Annotated in this window: 13 protein-coding genes; all 13 read right to left on the bottom strand. The window is 47.1% G+C overall.

The window, feature by feature from the left end; genetic code table 11:
- Positions 1 to 3 precede the first annotated feature (3 nt).
- The 13 genes from CHI14_RS01200 to CHI14_RS01135 all read right to left on the bottom strand — a co-directional run bounded on the left by CHI14_RS01200 (position 4) and on the right by CHI14_RS01135 (position 19,926).
- A complete protein-coding gene (locus tag CHI14_RS01200; RefSeq protein WP_249280950.1) occupies positions 4 to 1,704 on the bottom strand; it encodes an extracellular solute-binding protein in 1,701 nt (566 codons plus the stop codon).
- Positions 1,705 to 1,837: 133 nt separating this feature from the next.
- Positions 1,838 to 3,388: a glycoside hydrolase family 43 protein gene (locus CHI14_RS01195; RefSeq protein WP_095286584.1), complete on the bottom strand. Its 1,551-nt coding sequence runs from the start codon at positions 3,386 to 3,388 to the stop codon at positions 1,838 to 1,840.
- A gap of 302 nt (positions 3,389 to 3,690) precedes the next feature.
- On the bottom strand, positions 3,691 to 4,677 hold the full coding sequence (locus tag CHI14_RS01190) for a glycoside hydrolase family 43 protein (protein WP_095286583.1): 987 nt from the start codon (positions 4,675 to 4,677) through the stop codon (positions 3,691 to 3,693).
- Between the two features lie 71 nt (positions 4,678 to 4,748).
- Positions 4,749 to 5,783, bottom strand: a complete 1,035-nt coding sequence (locus tag CHI14_RS01185) for an endo-1,4-beta-xylanase (RefSeq protein ID WP_095286582.1) — start codon at positions 5,781 to 5,783, stop codon at positions 4,749 to 4,751.
- A gap of 61 nt (positions 5,784 to 5,844) precedes the next feature.
- Positions 5,845 to 7,401 (bottom strand): glycoside hydrolase family 43 protein, encoded by a 1,557-nt coding sequence (locus tag CHI14_RS01180; RefSeq protein ID WP_095286581.1) that lies wholly within the window; start codon positions 7,399 to 7,401, stop codon positions 5,845 to 5,847.
- The gene (locus CHI14_RS01175; RefSeq protein ID WP_249280961.1) at positions 7,402 to 8,241 is read right to left on the bottom strand and encodes a carbohydrate ABC transporter permease; all 840 of its coding nucleotides are present in this window, start codon (positions 8,239 to 8,241) and stop codon (positions 7,402 to 7,404) included.
- A 112-nt stretch (positions 8,242 to 8,353) separates the two neighbouring features.
- On the bottom strand, positions 8,354 to 9,319 hold the full coding sequence (locus CHI14_RS01170) for an ABC transporter permease (RefSeq protein ID WP_095286681.1): 966 nt from the start codon (positions 9,317 to 9,319) through the stop codon (positions 8,354 to 8,356).
- Positions 9,320 to 9,447: 128 nt separating this feature from the next.
- Entirely contained in the window at positions 9,448 to 11,124 is a 1,677-nt protein-coding gene (locus CHI14_RS01165; protein WP_095286579.1) for a type 2 periplasmic-binding domain-containing protein, read from the bottom strand.
- 178 nt (positions 11,125 to 11,302) lie between these two features.
- Entirely contained in the window at positions 11,303 to 12,844 is a 1,542-nt protein-coding gene (locus CHI14_RS01160; RefSeq protein WP_095286578.1) for a response regulator transcription factor, read from the bottom strand.
- Positions 12,834 to 14,657 carry a sensor histidine kinase gene (locus CHI14_RS01155; RefSeq protein ID WP_095286577.1) on the bottom strand — a complete coding sequence of 608 codons (1,824 nt, stop codon included), beginning with the start codon at positions 14,655 to 14,657 and terminating at the stop codon, positions 12,834 to 12,836. Before CHI14_RS01155 ends, CHI14_RS01160 begins: the two co-directional genes overlap by 11 nt.
- Positions 14,658 to 14,704: 47 nt before the next feature.
- Positions 14,705 to 16,231: a response regulator transcription factor gene (locus CHI14_RS01150; RefSeq protein WP_095286576.1), complete on the bottom strand. Its 1,527-nt coding sequence runs from the start codon at positions 16,229 to 16,231 to the stop codon at positions 14,705 to 14,707.
- Positions 16,232 to 16,532: 301 nt separating this feature from the next.
- Positions 16,533 to 18,281, bottom strand: a complete 1,749-nt coding sequence (gene atzF, locus CHI14_RS01140) for an allophanate hydrolase (protein WP_095286680.1) — start codon at positions 18,279 to 18,281, stop codon at positions 16,533 to 16,535.
- Between the two features lie 37 nt (positions 18,282 to 18,318).
- On the bottom strand, positions 18,319 to 19,926 hold the full coding sequence (locus CHI14_RS01135) for a PucR family transcriptional regulator (RefSeq protein WP_095286574.1): 1,608 nt from the start codon (positions 19,924 to 19,926) through the stop codon (positions 18,319 to 18,321).
- Position 19,927 lies beyond the last annotated feature (1 nt).

Genomic DNA, 19,927 nt, shown 5'->3' with positions numbered 1-19,927 from the left:
GGGTTAATAGGAAGAGGCGAATGAAGAATGATCTCTTGCACCATTGGTTCTGAACCACGCATTCACCTCCGCTGTAATTTCTTCCCCGCCCAATTTGTCCCAATCGTCTACAAACTGATCAAATTCTTCGATGGGCGAACCAAGAATAATATTCATGTATGCTTCAAGCTGGAGATCTCTGAGAATGATTTGTCGATCGACCATGGTTTCGGTTATTCCGCCTGTGAATTCATCATATAAAAGCTGTCCGTTCCGGTCATAGGCATCGGCAATGCTAAAGGCCCCCGAGGATCCATAGGTTTGTTTCCATCCCCATCCACTCTTCATGCCTTCTGATTCATAAGCAACAATCCGTTTATGGATCGCAAGTGCCTCGTTCTCCAGACCTGAGAAATCCCCTGTCTTTCTGGCGTCACGTATGTCTCTGTAAGCATCCATATTTTTTGTCCCGGGAAAGGGTGTTACCGGCGAAAGCATCCAAACGGCTTGAGAATCATCATTGTAATACGTTTCATATTCAGCTTGCTCCCCCCAGTTTTTATCCAGATGCAGATTCATGAGTTTTACGATGACCTCAGGATAGGCAAATCCTTTCTTTACTGCGAAGTATTGTCCTGTATTGGAGCGAAGCGGGACCCTTATGTTTCGCCCAGACTCCGCAACAAGAGGGTAAGCTTGCCATTCCGCATCGGGGTCTGTATCACGCGTAGTCTGCAGCATGAAGGGGGTCCACTGTTCACCATAGAGCATGCCTATTTTACCGTCCTGAATCAGTCGGTACTCCTTACTACCGTTTTTGTAGGCAAATTCCGGATCAAGCTGCCCTTCACGATATAGCGTTTGCAACATTTTCAGTGCTTTTCTTACCTCCGGTTGGATGCCACCGTAGACCAGATTTCCATCCTTGTCCTTAACCCATATGTTCGGGTACGCTCCGTAACCAGCCATGAATCCAGATACACCCATGACGGGATCCCACAAATAACTTGTCATGGCAAGTCCATACGTGTCCTGTTTACCGTTTCCGTTGGGATCTCCTTCTGTGAACGCCTTCGATATCTGCAGGATGTCCTCCATCGTTTTAGGCGGCTGCAAGTCCAACTTTTCCAGCCAATCGCTTCTAATCCACAGATACTGGGCTGTTTCGATGGAAGAGGACGATTCCGGAATAGCCATCAGTTTGCCGTCAATTGTAGCGGCATCGAATGCACCTCTACCCTCAGCCTCCAATATTTTCTTCGTAAGCGGTGAGGCTTGTGTCTGATACACTTCTGTCAGATCTTCAATCAAGCCGGCATTGCTTAACTGCCTGAGCTGATAAGGGTTAACTTTGACTACATCGGGAAAACGGCCTGACGCAAGGGACACCCCCAGCTTCTGATTATATACGTCACCCATGGAGATCCAGTCATAGTGAATTTTAATGCCGAGTTCCTCTTCATATAGGCGTGTCCAGCGATTATCCGTCAAACTCTCACCGGGTAATTGGTCAATCATACGCTGCAGGTCCTCCCCGGTTTCCCTGACAAAAGTAACTTTTACAGGTGGAACATACCTTTCGTTCTCTTCAGGAGGCTGTACCTGCTGCCCAACAGGCCCGGGCTGCTTTTGCTCCGAAATTCCTTGCATCAGGCTTACAGACATGAGCACCGCAAGGAGCAGAATTAGAGTCCATTTTGTTCTGTATTTCCGTTGATTAGACACGGCGACTTGCCCCCATTTCTATTGGAATCAATTATGCTACCCCTTTTCGGGTCATCCCGAATCCATTATTCGATGATCAAATTGACCTATAGGCGTACAAAAAGCCGCCACCAGGCGACTTTTATCCCTACCATCATGTGTTCGTTGCCTGACTGATCCGATAATGAAAATTGGAAAAATCGGCTGTTCCTCCAATAACCTTCGTTGAATACAGGAATAAGCCAATTCTGCAGCCCATGAAATGATCCAGTTTATAGAACATCTTGTGAGGGATGCCAAGTGGCCTCCACTCCGTACCATCAAGATAGGCAAAAGAACACTCATCCTGATTGTTCACAAAATGACCTGACGCCTGGAGCGTAACGACCGGCCCGGCTACGGGAATTCGTGCATGTTCCGTCGCAGGCTCCTGATCAACCAAATTACCAAATATGCTGGGATCCTGACTTTCCCGCGCCTGCATGACAAGGTAAAACTGTCCCTCATCCCTTGTTAGCGCAATCAGACCGTAAGTACCTATGAGAAAACCAATCCCTGCATAATCACCATCATTCAGTCCGCTGCCGTCCAGTGTGACGTTTGCCGTACAAGCGGGCCCCATCGCACGCTGGGTTAAAGTGTTTACGGCAAAAGTAAGGTTCGGACTGAGCTGACCAGTCTGAATTCGGTAAACTCCCGGCTTCTCGGTTACGGACCACAGCTCATCATGTGGCGTATGGTTCCACTGCCAAATATCACGGAGGCGTACCTTTCCGTCCTCTCCGATGTGATACTGAAAGTCGTCACTTCCTACCAGCGGGCTATAACGATAATCTGGTCTTGTGCTGGGAATATCTATTTCTCTTGGTGCTTTGCTTGCAAAAACAGGAATGCTGTCTTCGAAATGCATGGGAACAAGTACCGGAATCCGACCCACGGCTCCATGATCCTGAAACAGCATGGCATACCACTCACCATCCGGAGTATCGACGATCCCTCCTTGAGCAACACCAGAATTGAAATACCCCATATCGTCGTTAAAACAGTCTCCACCGACAAATTCACCATCTAACGAATCCGCCATAAAGTATGCCTGGGTTCTTCGTCCCGCCTCTTTGGAAATGTGAATCAGGAACACATAATACGTTCCATCTATTTTATAGAAATGGGCACCCTCGTACCCCAGATGGTAAGGTTCTCGCTCTTTTACGATTAAACGCTGCAATCCCCCCGGTTTAGGTCCTGACAGATCAGCCTTTAACTCGATCAAATGAATTTCGGTATTGCCATGTACAAGATATACCCGATTGTCATCGTCGAAGAAAAGAGAGCAATCATGATAAAAGCCCTCAACAATGTGTTTATCCCATGGCCCGGAAATAGATGAAGATGTGTACAAATATGTCTTTCGCGTATCATTAGCTACAAAGATTACATAAAAAGTCCCTTGATGATACCGAAGTGAAGCTGCCCACATTCCTTTACTATAAATCTGCTTACCGTCTTCCAGTCTTTGGGCAGGCGTGTCATCCAGTCTATCATACACATGAGTTGCCACTTCCCAATGCATCAGATCATATGAACGCAGGATGACACATCCTGGCATCATATGCATCGTCGTACTCACCATGTAATACGTATCTTCTACGCGGATGACATCGAGATCCGGATAATCGGCCCATAGAATCGGATTGTGATGAACCATGCCTTAATACACCCCGCTTATTTTGTATATTGTAAAAATATCGTTAGAAATAGCAATCCAAACACTGACTCCTCAGTCAAACCCATTTTACATGTTTTAATCCAGAAGCGACAGAAAAAAATAACATCTTTCTCCATTATAATGAAGCTTGATTCCTCAAATTAAGCGCTTTCAAAAATAGATAAGCTAATGTGACCTTCTCTTTAAAACCAAATACATGCCCAAAAAGAAGATTTTAAAGGGCGGCTTCAAGGTATGATTATATAACCAGGGAGGCCTATTAGGCCCCCCCTTACAACTTGTTATTTTTCCGGGTATGGATCAATCATGCAAATGGTTCCATCGGAGTTATACGTCAGTTCGGCAAATTTGACACAGCGCTTGTAATCGACACCGCCGGACAGGGAACAGTCATGATAAAATAAATACCATTTGTCCTCAAATTGAACAATGGAATGATGTGTTGTCCATCCCAAAACAGGCGGTAATATGGTGCCCTGGAACGTGAATGGTCCCTTAGGATTGTCCCCTGTAGCGTACACCAGCTTGTGCGTTGTTCCCGTGGAGTAAGACAAATAATACTTGCCATTATACTTGTGCATCCATGGTCCTTCGAAATATCTGCATTCTTCGTTGCTGGCGGTAAGCGGCTTGCCTTCCTGGTCCACGATCATAATCTCCATAGCCTCCGAAGACATAGATAGCATATCCTCACTCAGCTTGGCAATTCGTGGGCCAAGGGCAGGTGCATCCGGAGCAGGACCTTCGGCATCTTCAACGTAGCTTCCCGTCTGCCATTTCTCCAACTGTCCGCCCCACAGCCCGCCAAAGAGCATGTAGGCCTCGTCGTCCTCATCAATGAATACGGCAGGGTCAATGCTGAAGCTGCCTGGGATGTACTGCTCCTCCGGATGGAATGGACCTTGGGGAGAAGAGCTTGTTGCTACGCCGATCCGGAAGATGCCATCATGATCGCGTGCGGGGAAAAACAGATAATATTTTCCGTTTTTGTATGCAGCATCTGGCGCCCACATCTGACTGGATGCCCACGGGACATCCTTAACATGCAGCACTTCGCCATGATCCACGACCGGCGAATTCAGATCGGCCATGGACAAGACATGATAATCCTCCATTTTGTATTGGTCTCCGTTGTCATTCACCGGACCGTCATGATCCAGATCATGAGATGGATAGATATAGATCCGATCCTCAAAAACATGCGCTGATGGATCTGCAGTATAGATGTGGGTGACTAACGGTTGATGCGGTTTAGGCACTTCAGACATTCAAATACTCCCTTTCAAAAGAGATGATTCAATTTCAACATATTTTTTCGGACGTTTGAACGATATAAGTATCACTTTTTCTCCATTGCAGCACGCTTCGGAATCTGAGCGACGCGCTCATAAGCCGGTTTGGGAGCATGCGACTCATCGAACAAAAATGGCCAATTTTTCCTGCCTCTGACCGGGAAATGATCAAGCCAGGTATAATCATCGGCTGCTCCCCAGAATGTGACGGCGCTGATGTGTTCACGATATTCGTAAAGGAGACGGAAAATGGATTCATAACGCTCGGCTTGCAGTTCCAGCATCCCCTTCTCAGGACGAGTCAGATCCGTACGTCGGTCGTCAAAGCGAAATACCGATACGTCAAGTTCAGTGAGCTGAAGCTGAAGGCCAAGCTGGGCATAACGCTCAATTGCAGCGCGCATGTCGTCCAGCGTGGGGTCGTACAAATTCCAGTGTGCCTGCAAACCTACCCCATGAATCGGTACGCCTTGATCCAGCAGAGAACGAACAAGCCGGTAGATGCGCTCCCGCTTATGCGGGTTGGACTCGTTGTAGTCGTTATAAAACAAGAGAGCCTGTGGATCTGCTTCATGAGCGAACGCGAATGCTTTGGCAATAAAGTCCTCCCCGGCAATATCCAGCCATTTGGAAGGCCGCAGAAATGCATTTTCATCATTCTCATCCGAGATGACCTCATTCACAACATCCCAGCAGTAAATAACATCCTTATATCTGCCAACGACAGTCTGAATATGCGAGCGAAGCCGTTCAAGCAGTAGATCCCGCTCCGCCTTTCCGCCCGTTTCGTTTTCGAACAACCAATCGGGAGTCTGATTATGCCAGACCAACGTATGTCCTCGCAGTGCCATGCCTTGCTCTCTGGCAAATGCAGCTATGACGTCTGCGTTCTCGAACGTGTAGAGATTCTCCTCCGGGTGTATGCTTGAAAATTTCATTTCATTTTCTGCTGTCAAGCTGTTGAAGTGGTAGGCCAGCAGCGAGCGCTGGCTGTCAATCGTCAAGGGATTAACCGCTGCACCGATATGAAAAGCATCCTTATATAAAGCTTTCAATGATTCCTCATCACGCCTGGATTCCATAAATTCCCCTCCTCCTGATTACCGAATAAGTAATATTCGTTCGTCTGGTTAGATCATTTAGCTAGATTTCATAATCGAACCAATCGAAGCGTGCAGGTGTATGACTTGCCTGGCCGTTGCCAGTGGCATATAACCCGACTACCGCTCCGGTAAAGCACATTTTATGCACAAAGTCCTCCGGAGAGATGGCCCGTGCTGAACCCGTGCCAAGACTTACCCAGTCCTGTTCATCCAAAGAGCAGCTCAGCTTATAGTCCTTCTCGGTTGATTCAATCCGAAGAAACAGCTGCTCAGCTTCAGTTTCATTCTCGTACACGATTTTCGACTCTCCACGTACCGTCAGACGGGCAAAAATGAGGTTGCGTCCTTCCGACCTTTTAACACCAAGCTCATAATGCGCATCTTCATCCCGGCGAATGCACATGCCCGCTTCTTCTCCATCAGCAGTCGGTATAAATGACATGCTGGTTGTGTAGCAAGCCTGAAGATGCTGCTGTCTACGGCCAATAAACGTAATCTGACCAACGTCGCTGAGATTTGCCTCCTGCCCGTAAAGCGTTAAAGAACCCGGATTATCGGTTATGGAGCATGCTCCTTCTGACGGATTGCGCACAAACATCCACTGCGGACCCAGTTCTTCATTGAAGTCATCTCGGCCTGCAACAATTGCTGTATTACCATCCGCTTGAGACGGAACTGACATCGGCGCACGCTGAATCGTCATGTCCAGACTTACCGTGCCTTCATTGTTGTCAATGTGCGGCCAGCCCTCATTCCAGACAACCGGTGCAAGGAATGTTTCGCGTCCAAGCACGCTATATCCATCTTCTGTCAAGCGGACACCAAGGAATACAGCCCACCATTCACCGTGATGATCCTCCACCAGATCGGCATGACCCAAATACTGGATAGGGTGGTCCAAATGGCGGTGAGTCAGAATCGGCTCTGGATATCTTTCGAACGGGCCATACGGATGTTCGCTGCGACCGATGATTTCGCGATGCTCCTTGGCCGTCCCTCCGGAAGCAGACATCATATAGTACATCCCATTGATTTTGTACAAGTGCGGCCCCTCGGTCCACGGTCCACCGTCTCCGTGCCATACCACCTGCGGTTCGGATAACGCCTCTCCTGTCGTGATGTCGATCTCATATTGAATGGCATGAGAATCGTAGTCCGCTCCTTGCTGAGCGGTAACATACACTTTTCCGTCATCGTCAAAAAACAGAGAGGGGTCGATTCCCCCATACGGAATGCGAATCGGATCAGACCATGGTCCGGCAGGGTTGGTTGCTGTAACATAGAAATTCCCGATACCTCTAACATCTGTCGTGATCATATAAAACGTACCTTCGTGGTATCGAAGCGCAGGGGCATAAATCCCGTCCGAGCTCTTCTGACCAGTCAAATCAAGCTGACTCACCCGATCTAATACGTTGCCGATCTGCTCCCAATGAATCAGATCCGGGCTCCGAAAAATCGGAACCCCCGGAAAATACTCAAACGAACTGCACACAAGGTAAAAGTAATCCTCTGCCTTCACAATGCTCGGATCCGGATAAAATCCGGGAAGAATCGGGTTCGCATAGCGAATTTGTTGTACTTGAAGCTGTGACATTTATTCCTTCACACTCCCTACATTAAGTCCTACGACAAAGTATTTTTGCATGAACGGGTATACAAGCAAAATCGGAACGGAAGCCACAATGGTTACGGCCGCACGAATGGAAATTGGGGTTACCTGAGTCGAATGCTCCGCCCCTATACCATTGGCTACGGAAGGATTGCTGTTGGCGTTCATACTGGAAGACAACAATTTCATCAATTCGTACTGCAGCGTGCTGAGCTCTTGACGAGACGACGTGTACAGAAAAGCATCAAACCAGGAGTTCCATGCCCCGACGGCAACAAAGAGCGCAATGGTCGCCAGCACAGGTTTACATAGCGGGAAAATAATTTTCCAGAAAATCCGGAAATCTCCTGCACCGTCTATTTTCGCAGATTCAATCAAGCTTTCAGGTATCGTGTAAATATAAGTACGAATGACGATCAGGTTAAACGCACTTACCAGTGATGGCAGGACATACACCCAGAAGGAGTTAATCAAATGCAGATCCTTCATGAGGAAGTATCCTGGAATCAGACCGGCATTGAAATACATGGTCAGTACAAAAATAGTTGTAATCAGCTTGCGGAAAATATAATCCCGCCGGCTCAGCGTATAGGCCAGCATGGTGGTCAAGAAAATATTAAGCAGAGTGGAAAGTACGGTCCGCGCAACTGAAATTAAAAACGCATTATAGATCGTGCCTGAAGCAAAAACTGCTTTGTAATTCTGCAAGGTGAAATCACGAGGCCATAAATATAAACCTCCCCGAATGGTGTCATTCCCTGCATTAAATGAAACCACGATGGTGTTTAAAAATGGATACAGTGTCACAATTACGAGCAAAATCATGAAGATCGTGTTAAAGGTGCCAAACAGAAACGGTTCAAGGCCTCTGGCACCAGGACGGCGTACCGAAAGCGCCGATGTATTTCCTAAACCGGACAATGGTGTTTTTTTCATCTTATAAGAGCCTCTCTTCCCCAAGCCGCTTGGCTGTCCAATTCGCTACAAGCAACATCGTAATGCTGACCACGGTCTTGAATATACCGCCTGCAGTCGCAAGCGAATAGTTACCCTGTGCAATCCCGTATTTGAGCACAAAGATATCAATCGTTTCTGCCCAGTCAACAACCAATCCGTTACCCAGCAAATATTGAACCTCGAAACCGGCCTCTAGAATATGCCCGATCGACATAATCAACAGGATGACAATGGTAGGCTTGATTCCCGGCAAGGTGACATTCCACATTTTTTGATAACGGTTAGCTCCATCAATGTCGGCAGCTTCGTACTGTGCCGGGTCAATTGAGGCCATGGCCGCCAAATAAATGATGGTACTCCAACCGACTTCTTTCCAAATGTGAGAGCTTGCAACAACGCCCCAGAAATACTTGCCTTCCGTCAGCCATAAAATAGGCTCATCAATTAAATGCAACTTCATCAGGATATCGTTGACAATACCGTCAGAAGCAAGTGATGTCGCAACGATTCCGGTAACGATAATCCATGATAAGAAGTGAGGCAGATACGAGATCGTCTGTACCGTCCGCTTCCACAGGACCTTCTTGATCTCATTAAGCAGCAATGCCAGAACAATAGCGGTTACGAAACCCAGAATCATGTTGATGACACTCATGGCTAGCGTATTGCGAAGCACTCGCAAAAAATTGTCATCGGTAAATAAAAATTGGAAATGCTTAAATCCTACCCACGTCTGCTGCGAGAAACTCCGGGCCGGTTTATAATCCTGAAAGGCCATCGTCCAACCCCATACAGGTACATACGCAAAGACAATAATGTACGCAAGCAGAGGAACAGACATCCAAATGAGTTGTCTCTGTGCTTTAATATTCTGCCAAGTAATCCGCCTGATTTTCGGTTTTTTCTTCGGGCGGAGAGGCTTGGTACCCACTACAATTTCCTCCATAATATCAAACTCCCTATCCATCTTTATAATCAAAGGAAAACGTCGAAACAACCAGAACACATCTGCCATAACCATATTTCAAAAGAATCAGGAAGGAAGGTTATCTTCCTTCCTGACATAAGTTGTTTTTATTTCACAGACCAGTTATCAATTCTCCACTTCAACACTTCATTGATACGATCTTCATACGCCTTGATGTCAAGCTTTTGAATCTCGGAAACGTATTCGCTCCAAACATTGTCAAACTCTGATGTACCGGCCAAGATGGCTTTTGGCAAATATTTGGTCGACAATTCGTTCAACTTCGTATTGGCAATCTTGGCTGGAGATCCCTCTACCACATCGACAGACCAAGCAGGGTAAGTCACCGGATTCTCTGGTGGAGCACTGAAGAAATCGACATAGCTTTTGAAACCATATGCATCCAAAACTTCCTTATCAAACGGTTTCAGACTTGCCTGGTATTCTTCTGGCTGATTACTTGCCGAAGTTGCGTTGCCATCGCTAAAGTACCCTTCCGTTTTCGGCGCAGTTCCATAAAATGCGTCAGCTTTGTTGGCAAGCTTCCAAGCAGCATCTGCTGCATTGTCGCGTTGTTCTTGTGTCTTCATGAAGCGGCCTTCTTCATTGACATAATAGTCTTCATCCACAATGCCCCAAGTGAGTGTTTTCTGCCATTCTTCCTCCATCAATTTGTCGAGCACTTTGAGGATTTTTACAGGGTCTTTGGCACTCACGGTAATACCGAAACCATTGTTGAGATTCAGTGCTGCACGGTCACGATAATAGTCTTTGATGCTGCTGTCATACACAAGCGGGAAACCTACATAAGTGCGTTCAATTTTGTCTTGCGTTATGAGGGAATCTTCCGCGCTTTGGAAATTCCAATGTTGATCGAACATGCCGAGTACGGAACCACTGGACAATTTGGCCATATATTGGTCGTAGTTCTGTGCAAACGCTTCCTTATCAAGCAAGCCTTGGGCATTGATTTCATTTAGCTTCTGATAGTACTGTTTGGCATAATCCTTATCAGCGAAGATCTCCGCCTTGCCATCGTTGACGACCACTCCGCCATCATTCGGATGACCGATCAAGTGCTGAGGCGGGTTCAGCAAGCCCCAGTTTTTCCAGTCATAGTTCAGGACCTCGAAACCGATGGTCGGCTTGCCGTCAATAGTCGGATATTTCTCTTTGTATTTCGCGATCAGGTCGAAGTATTCATCCAGTGTTTTTGGAGTCGGGTAACCGAACTCTTTCAGTACGGCTTTTTGAATCCAGAACGCGGGACCGCTGTAATAGGTGTCAGCTACTTCGCCGTTATATGCTCCATAGTTTGGCAGGTAGTAGATATGTCCATCATTCGGGTCCTTCATTTGATTCCAGTACTTTTCGTAATGTTTTTTCAAATTCGGGGCGTGTTCCTCAATCAGATCTTCAAGCGGAATGACTGAACCTGCAGCTGTCAGTTTGGTATCAGCTGAGATCAGGTCTGGATAATCCCCACCAGCAATCATAACGCCAAGCTTTTGGTTTTTGTCACCGGCCAGAAATTCGAACTTGAATGATACACCAAGCTCATCCTTCATTTTCTTGTAAATCTTGTTGTCAGCGGTTGGCTGCTGTCCGGCCTCGTTAAGGAATACCGAGATTTCTATCGGATTGTCAGGCCCTACCTCTGTACCACTTCCCTCTTCTCCGCTGCCTGGGTCATTTGTACCGCCGGAACAACCAGCCAGTACAACGCTCAGTGACAACAACATGGTTGCCCCCATACGGAAAAACTTCTTTTTACTTTCCCCCATAAAGCACCTCCAAAGTTTGATTACGCCTTCATGAAAGCCCTTTCATTTGAATAATTTCATTATAAATTTAATGCGAAATGGAAAATACACCCGAATTATAGCTCTTTCCGAGAAAAACTCAGGTATTCTTTCTATAATCTATAGATTCAACCATACGCGATTTTCTAAATGTATTTTGTTAGACATGTTTCTTATATTCATTCGGAGACATATTCAGCCTTTTCTCAAATTGCTTCAAAAAATGATGGTAGGTGGAGTATCCAACTTTTTCTGAGACCTCGCTATTTTTGTATTGATTCAATTGGAGTAAACGGCAAGCTTCCTCAATCCTCAAATTATGTAACAGTTCATTGAAACCAATGCCATTTTTTCGCATAAGCAGTTGTCCCAGGTAGGCTGGATGCAAAAAGAAACGCTCGGCAAGCATTTTAATGCTTAACCCTTCCCGGTAGTGCTCATGAATATAATCGTTGATATCCTGTACAATACCCTGCGCTTCGGAAGCATTCTCCTTAAGCAAAAGTTCAAAACAGACTCGCCCGCACGACTGCAGCATGTCGATCAGATCATTCCATGTCAGCAGACGTTCATCCAGATTGGGAATATCGAACAGACGATTTGGAGCACCCGAATCCTGTGCCAGTTCGGCTCTCATATATGCTCGAATCTCATGAAGTAGGTAGATCACGTATTTGCGGGCCTCTTCCGGGTGAACTCGTAACTGGCGAAAAGACTGCTCAATATAATCCACTGCTGACCTGTAGGCATCGTGGTCAATGAGTTGAAATGCCCCCATGATTCTCGCCGTGAGTTCTACCTGATCATCATGTCTTTGGAACGTAAGATCCTTAAGGCTCTCATAGTCCAACACGCCGTTCCTATTCGTTTCATAAAAGGTATGCAGGAGCGCTTTTTCTGCTGTGACCCTGGAATGATGAATGAAAAGAAGTGAAGATGCTGCTTCACCAATGGCCATAAATGCGCGAAAGTCCGCCAAACGGCGTGCCAGTTCCTCCATTCGCTGTCTGGCTGTGCAGCTCGTGCCATGGGAGGTTGATTCAGCACTGCCAAACACGATGGAAACCAGATCATTTCGCAAGCGAATCACATACATGGCTTTTGACCTGTCCAAATATTCCGCAGCAACCGTGCTCCACCTGCAATAATCCTCTGCCGCTATCTGAACGAGGCATACTTTCCAAACATGAGATGAGCGCGACAAGAACTCCAGTACACCAGCAGCTTCTGTTGACAGCCCTTTGCCTATTAGAGCCTCCTTCATCGCCAGATTTTCCTTCTCTCTCTGTGCCACCTGCCCGACGTATAGTTGTTCCCGCTCCTTAACCAGTTCCTGTCCCACCTGACGGATCTCCAGCTCGGCCTGTTCCTCATCCAGCGGTTTAAGCAAATATCGGGAAACTCGATATTTGAGTGCCTTTCGTGCATAATCAAAATCACTGTACCCTGTCAGGATAATGAATTTGGTAGACTCGTTGCCCCTTCGTCTCCACTCCTCAATCATCTCCAGGCCGTTCATCACCGGCATATGAATATCAACCATGACCAGATCGGGCTTCAGCTCCTCCATCTGCTTCAGGCCCTCCGAACCGTTTCCGCAGACCCCGCACACCTCAAAGCCAAGGTTTTCCCATGGTATCCATAACTGCAGACCCTCAAGCGCCAAGGGCTCATCGTCAATTAACAACACTTTAAATGCCATCGTCCACGCCTCCTTTTGCATCCTGACGTTCCAGCAATTGCAACGGGATTTCAAAGGATACCTCAGTCCCCTCCCCGATCCTGCTTACCAAATTAAAATTCACTTTATCGTCGTAGTACAATTCAAGACGGCGATATACATTTCGTATTCCAATATTGTATCCGCCGCTCTCTTCCTTGCTTCTCATGTGATACAGAACCTCTTGAAGCCGTTCCTTGTCCATACCCTTTCCATTGTCAGATACGACAACACGCAGATGCTCGTTCACAATTTCAGCTTGAATTTTCACATAGCCAAGCCCCTCAATGGCCTGAATGCCATGTTTGCATGCATTTTCCGCCAGCTGTTGGATACTCATTTTGGGTATTTTATATCTCCTTGCCTCTTCAGTGATGTCAATATAGTACTCAAACTTGTCCCGGAAACGGAATTTCTCAATACCCAGGTACATAACCGTAAAGCTCATTTCCTCCTCCAGCGTGACCACATCGTCCTTCCAGTTCAACAGACGGCGAAGCAGCTTGGACAGATCCTTGATAATATCTTTCACGTCCGCATAGTTATTTTTGGTACTAACCACAAGCAGCGCATTCAACGTATTGAATAAAAAGTGAGGATTCATCTGGCTTTGCAGCAGATTAAGCTCAGCTCGAATGCGCTCAGCCTCCTGGCTTCGCTGCTGAATTTCAAGCTTGTACACGTTGTTGATCAATGAATGGATTCGTGCCGTCATCATATTGAAATTGCTAATCAAATGCCCAATCTCGTCATGTCCACCATCCATGTTGATTAGTTCGAATTTCTCATTACCCACCTTCTGCATATGTCTCGACAGCCGCTTGACACGATAATTGTAGGAACGGAGCATGACATAAATGAAAATGGAAGTGATCAGCGTAATAATCCCCGCCAGCATTCCAAAATAAAGCTGCATGGATAACATTGCTTGTTTGACACGTGTTTCCTGAGGAACACCAATAAGCTTCCAACCTTTCACATAACTAGCACTACCGATAGGGACGATATGTAAGTCTTTGTCTGCCGCTTTGCTCATATCAAACAAAGCATAGCTACTCTCCATCTCGCCCTGATACTTGTCATCCGCAGATACAATAATTTGATTCTGGGCATTCACCAGATACAGATCCAGAGAACTCTTTTCTCTGGCAATCACATCATAGAAACGATTAAGGTAAAAATCGATGCGTACCAACTTCTGATAAGAGTTGTCGGCGTTATAATAATCCATTTTTTCGATCACGCTTAAATACGAAGAGGTTGCAGCACGATCATTCGTTGCCTGATCACGGTATGCAAGCACTTTTAGGGTTTCCCCAGCGGCCTTCCACTGCTCGAACCAGGTTCCGGAGCGTACGTCGTTGTCCAAAACATAATAATCCCCGCCAGGCACAATGGTCGGATTTTCGGTGTAAACCCCTATTCGCTGAATTTGGTTGTTCACAGGAATATAGGAAGTCACCCGATGACGAAGCTGATCATCGAGTGTGTTATAGAAATCAAGCTGACTGTCATACACCCGATCCATGGATTCGGTCAACAATTTGTCCGTGATCAAGGCATGACTGACGGCGACGCCACCATCAATCATGGTATGAATATCCTTTCTTGCCCGCTCCAGTGAGATTTGTAGATTCTGCTCTTCCCGTTCCTTGATCAACCCTGACATACGATCCATAAACAAAACATTGCTTACAAAGATAGGAAGCAAGATACCAATGACATATATCAATATAAATTTGTAATTCAAGGGTATATCGTTCACGATGCTGCGAAAACGGATTGTTCTGAACATGTTTGCTATCGCCATCCTTCATTCGTACTTCTCATCTCTCGGGGGATCTATTGCTGCTTACGATATGCAGAAGGTGCCATGCCCGTCATTCGCTTGAACTGACATACAAAATAGTCTGCATTCGGATAACCAGACTGTACTGCAATATCAGCAACGCATGCGCAGCTTTGGCGTAACAGCCTTTTCGCTTCCTCAATCCGTTTATCGTTTAAATATTCCCGAAACGTTTTGCCCGTCTGCTGCTTGAATGCCTGCCCCAAATAATTGGCGTTCATATGAAATTGATGTGCTAGCTCCTGAAGCTGCAGCTTCTTACGGAATTCCTGATTGACATATTGCACCACACGAAAAATGGTGCTGCATTCCTTTTCTTTTCTCTGCTGCTGCAGCGCCTCCAAAGCGTTCAAACATAACACACGTGCATAATCCCGAAATGCTGGATAGGAGTCGATTTTAGTTATGCCGCCTGCCTTATTTTGAACGTGAAGCATAAAACTGCCCATATCTCCATCCAGCTCTTTCAACTCCTTGAGAATACTCATTTCAAGGGCAAGCAATTGAACCCGGACGTATTCCATATTGGAGAAGGGCAATCCTAAGTCAGGCTCAGCAAGAAGTCCTTGAATCTTCCCTTCCAACCTATCCTGCTCACCAGAAAGAATGACTTCCATCAGATTGGCTAAAGCTTTTTGATTTACGCTGGCCAATGGGTCACTCTGCGGCAGATCCTGATGATGAACAAATCCTCCCCCTCCCTGATAACGCTTCCATCTCAGAGCGAACAAAGCTTTCTCGTAGGCTGATCGCATACTGAATTCTGTGCCCGAATGATGTCCAACGGCCACAATCATGGACGAATGACCAGCATAGGTCTCCACGATATTTCTGCCCATTGACTCAAGCAGCTTCAAGGAATTATCGATATCGGCAGCGAACACTCCGAGGTTTCCTTCAGCATCCACAAAAGGTTCCGACCAATGGATACCACCAAAAGCGTGTATTCGCCCTTTCACGTCATCTTTACTGATATCCGTGGCAATTAGAAGACAGGCCATATTCTCATGACCTTCCATTTGCAGCATGGTATTCACTTCGTCCTGCAGCTCCATGCTGTCTTCCCCTTGAATCAGGCGATTAAACAAACAATTCACATACAGAGCACGATCACGCTGGTGTACTTCTGCCGAAAGCTGTTCTTCCTGAATTTTACGGCCCATCTGTTCCAATACGTTTTCGATCTCGATCTCATCAATAGGCTTGAGCAAGTAGTCCTCTACTCTTTGCTCCAGTGCTGTTTTCACGTACTCGAAGCTGTCATATCCACTTAATATAACGAATCGAGGTGCTTTGGCCAGCTCATGCTTGGAACGGTCGATCAGTTCCAGGCCACTTACAGAGGGCATATGAATATCTGTAAACACCAGATCCGGTTGAAGACTTTCGATCATGGACCAGGCGGCATTGCCATTCTCCGCCTCACCGCAAATGCGAAAACCGTATTTGTCCCAATTCACCATGGTTCTCAAGCCTTCGAGCACCCACGGCTCATCATCCACCAACAAAACATTCATCATTCGTATTCCCCCTTAGGAATGATTTTCTCTATAGAAAGAACCCGTTTTATTCCCATACTAACATATGTGAGTACATCTTTTAACCGGACAATTGCAGGGTAATTTTGCTGCTCCTGAATTATTATCCATGCCATTACAGCACACCTAATGGTTTTCAAAGCGAATTGACGGGCCTTCAGCAATTGCCCAATACACTTCGAGCCTTCACTAGAAACCGTGTTAAATGTCCTCAATTTGCAGCATTCACTCGGTTCGGTAAAACGCAAAAAAAGCCGCTCCAATAAGCGACTTTCTCTTCATACTATGGTATGTTTCTCCAGCCTCCATAAGCAGAGATATCCTCTGCTTCTTCTTCAGCATAGCCTTCACATATAAATCCGGGTACGTCTGTCCCGTCTGCCAGTTCAATTTTGCCTATGCCTAACGGGGCCGGAATTAATGCAGCGAACGCGCCAAAAGAAGCGACAGGCATCTGCCACAATTCAAGCGTAAAACTGCTGCCGCCTGCCTTCTTCTTCAGCAATCCAGGCTTAGCCGGTATGGTAGGCAGCTTCACCATTTGATACTTTTCCGCCGTTTGCGACTCACCAATGAACCGGCTCCCGTGCTCCAGCATTTGCTTCTCCAGTGGATAACCCCTCATGTGCAGGCCGCAGACGGCAACCAGCATCGTTTCTTGCCTGTTTGCTTCCAGAGGCGGCAAATTCACTTCAAGAAAGGAGGCCGCAGCGTTTTCCATCAAGTGCTCATTTCCCGACAGCGAAAATAACGTAATTCCAAAAGGCATCTGAGACGCGGCATCCTCTGCCGGTACAGCCACCGCGCATAAATCCAGAAGATTGCAATGATTCGTGTATCGTCCCATGTCCGAATTCGTGGTTATTGGGCCCGCCTCAACCTGTCCTCTCGTCCATGTGCCTCCGCAGGTCGGCATGACAAGCACCGCTTCCTGGAGAAGCTCGTTGCTTATCATTCGCAGCTCCTGAAGCTTATGCATCGCGGTAAATACGGAAGCTGCATCATATTTGTCTGATTCGCCTGATCGCAAGACTTGTTCCGTCACCGGGAAAGTGACTCCTGGACTTGATTCGATGAATTCACCTACACTCGCCCAGCGCTCAGCTACCCAAGGTCCATCATACAGAAGTGCAGCAGCCTTCTCAAAGAGATCGTAATCGATATACTCGAGTGGCAGCTCCAACCGTTCGATCCTCTGTACGGCTGAATCCCATGCCTTGCTGTATTCTTCCGCCAGCGGACCAAAAAACGTTAATGGTTTTTCAGGGAGATACAACTTGTTGGGAAGCTTATCGACCAATCGCGGTATTTCCTTGGACCATGGGTCTGATGATTCAAGGCCTCGTACTTGCCTATCGACAATCCTTGCTTCGTGTATAGAATGGGTAAATACAGTTACACAGTCCAGACTGGCACAAGCGGGAACAACACCTTTTGTCGACCAGGCTCCGAGACTCGGTTTATAGCCGATGAGACGGTTCAGCGCCGCAGGAACCCTTCCGGAGCCCGCTGTATCCGTGCCCAGGGCGAATGCCGCCTGCCCCCTCACTACCGCTACGGCAGATCCCGAACTGGACCCGCCGCTTATCCATTCAGCGTTCAGCGCGTTATGTGTCTCACCGTAAGGACTCCGGGTGCCTACAAGCCCTGTAGCAAATTGATCCATATTGGTTTTACCTACAGGAATCGCTCCGGCGTTTAACAATCGTTCTACAACTGCAGCATGCCTGTCTGGAACATATGCATATTCGGGACAGCCAGCAGTTGTTGGTGTGCCAGCCAAATCGATGTTGTCCTTAATGGCGAAGGGTACACCCCACAGCGGCAAGGAAGTATCCATTGTTTTGAGACGGTCCAAATACGGCTTGATTCTCTCCAGCACAGGCGGAGTGATCCAAATATTCATCCCTTCGTCCTCACGGGAACGGCGGATGATCTCTTCAATGACTTGCTCCGGCTTAAGCTTCCCGCTCCCATATTGCGCTTGCAGCCAGTCTATTGTCAGTTCACACGGTATTTCCATATCCAGCATACTCATCCGTCATCCCTCCTTGACGCGCATATATCAATCAGGCTGGTCTCATTTCATTCAGCTTCATCGCTAGGTGCAGCTGCAGCACATCATCGCCATGATCCATGCTGATCCCCAGCAATTCACACACCCGCTCTACACGATAGGAAACCGTATTATAATGGGTAAAAAGCTCCGCCGACGTCTTTTTCACATTACGATTATGCTTAAAGTATACCTTCAACGTTTCAAACAGCTGGGAATTATGCTTCGCATCATAGGCAAGCAAGGGCAGAATGAATCGATCGCGGTACTCCTGAACCTCCTCCGTATCAGGCAGATGGTATAAAAGCTGAAACACGCCTAGCTTCATATAGTCCACATAGGGTTCACGGTAATCGCAAATGGAGCTGATATGATGAATCTTTTTGGCATCGTTATAGCTTTCGTACACCTTCTCTGCAGCTTCGGTTCGATTACCGATACAGAGAGAATAGCTCTCAGCAGGAAAAACCACCTTCATATCAGCGAGAATGGCTTCCAGCGCCACATTCCGAATCCCATGCATTTCTTCTGCGAAAAGAAGGACCAGCTCTCCCTCCAGTATGGTTGCCTGAAGCCCCACACATCTGGACTTGGTTCTCAATCTTTTAATCGCCTGCTGTATGGTCCTGATGCTAGGTTTGACGTTCAGAAATCGCACTAACGCGACATGCCGCGTTTGTTCATCATCAAGTGGATGCCCGCACGCTTCCGCTCGCAGCCTCAAATCCTCAATAGTGACAATTCGGCCCGTAATCCAGTCCTGCAGAAACTGATCAACATACTTCAGCTCAACTTCCCGCCTGGCGTTGGCATTGATCATCTCGAGTCCTACCAAAACACCTACGCGATCAATTGTCAGCCGATCGACAACCGAGTGCTCCTGATTCCATTCCAGCAGAACCAGCAAACATTTGTCGTATTGCTTGTCATTAACGGCTGATACATATACACGAATTCGGCGCTCGCCTAGTGTTATGAAACTCACACCGAGGCTGCTCTCCTCCCGCAGACCGGACCACAGCATCGGATTATCCGCCTCCACAATCTCCTCTGCCTGGGGGGAGAGAAACAGATGATTCGAGTCATCAAGCAATACAATGGGATTGTTCAATATGCCATCCAGCGTTTGCAAAAATTCCTCTAAACCTTTCCCGTACAGGAGCTGTTGAGAAAGCTTTTGAAAACGGCTTTGCAGCAGCGAAAGCTCTCTCGCCTCCTGCACAAGGACCCGCTCCATAATATCCCGGACAACATCCGAAAATACAGTCGCGGCCGGAAGTTCGAAGATCGGAAAGCCCAATTGGTCAGCCAGCTCAAGTGCACGGTCAGGAATATGATCGATGAATCGTTTGGTTTTAATCCCCAGTGCCGATACACCTTTCTCCACCAGCTGCGGTATGATATCCGCAATAGCTTCCGGCTGATCACGAAATGGAAATCCACTGGTAATCAGAAACTCCCCCGGGCGTACCCAATCGATCACATCGGGCACTTCCATCACGTTGACACGGTTAATCATTCGCTGCATGCCACTCGCTCCAGCCAAGACGACAGCTTCCTTAAAGTCGGGGATCAACAAAACATCACTGCACGTGAATCCTGCCTTCTTGTGATCTGCCATC

This window comes from Paenibacillus sp. 7516, from assembly GCF_002272715.1.
In the GTDB taxonomy this organism is placed as follows: Bacteria; Bacillota; Bacilli; order Paenibacillales; family Paenibacillaceae; genus Paenibacillus; species Paenibacillus illinoisensis_A.
The sequence above is the reverse complement of the archived record's forward strand: the minus strand, read 5'-3'. Positions and strand labels throughout refer to the sequence as shown.

Coding starts and splice junctions, on each gene's coding strand:
- CHI14_RS01195 (WP_095286584.1), bottom strand. CDS start 3,388: ATGGTTCATCACAATCCGATTCTATGGGCCGATTATCCGGATCTCGAT.
- CHI14_RS01190 (WP_095286583.1), bottom strand. CDS start 4,677: ATGTCTGAAGTGCCTAAACCGCATCAACCGTTAGTCACCCACATCTAT.
- CHI14_RS01185 (WP_095286582.1), bottom strand. CDS start 5,783: ATGGAATCCAGGCGTGATGAGGAATCATTGAAAGCTTTATATAAGGAT.
- CHI14_RS01180 (WP_095286581.1), bottom strand. CDS start 7,401: ATGTCACAGCTTCAAGTACAACAAATTCGCTATGCGAACCCGATTCTT.
- CHI14_RS01175 (WP_249280961.1), bottom strand. CDS start 8,241: ATGATTTTGCTCGTAATTGTGACACTGTATCCATTTTTAAACACCATC.
- CHI14_RS01170 (WP_095286681.1), bottom strand. CDS start 9,319: ATGGAGGAAATTGTAGTGGGTACCAAGCCTCTCCGCCCGAAGAAAAAA.
- CHI14_RS01165 (WP_095286579.1), bottom strand. CDS start 11,124: ATGGGGGAAAGTAAAAAGAAGTTTTTCCGTATGGGGGCAACCATGTTG.
- CHI14_RS01160 (WP_095286578.1), bottom strand. CDS start 12,844: ATGGCATTTAAAGTGTTGTTAATTGACGATGAGCCCTTGGCGCTTGAG.
- CHI14_RS01155 (WP_095286577.1), bottom strand. CDS start 14,657: ATGTTCAGAACAATCCGTTTTCGCAGCATCGTGAACGATATACCCTTG.
- CHI14_RS01150 (WP_095286576.1), bottom strand. CDS start 16,231: ATGATGAATGTTTTGTTGGTGGATGATGAGCCGTGGGTGCTCGAAGGC.
- atzF (WP_095286680.1), bottom strand. CDS start 18,281: ATGCTGGATATGGAAATACCGTGTGAACTGACAATAGACTGGCTGCAA.
- CHI14_RS01135 (WP_095286574.1), bottom strand. CDS start 19,926: ATGGCAGATCACAAGAAGGCAGGATTCACGTGCAGTGATGTTTTGTTG.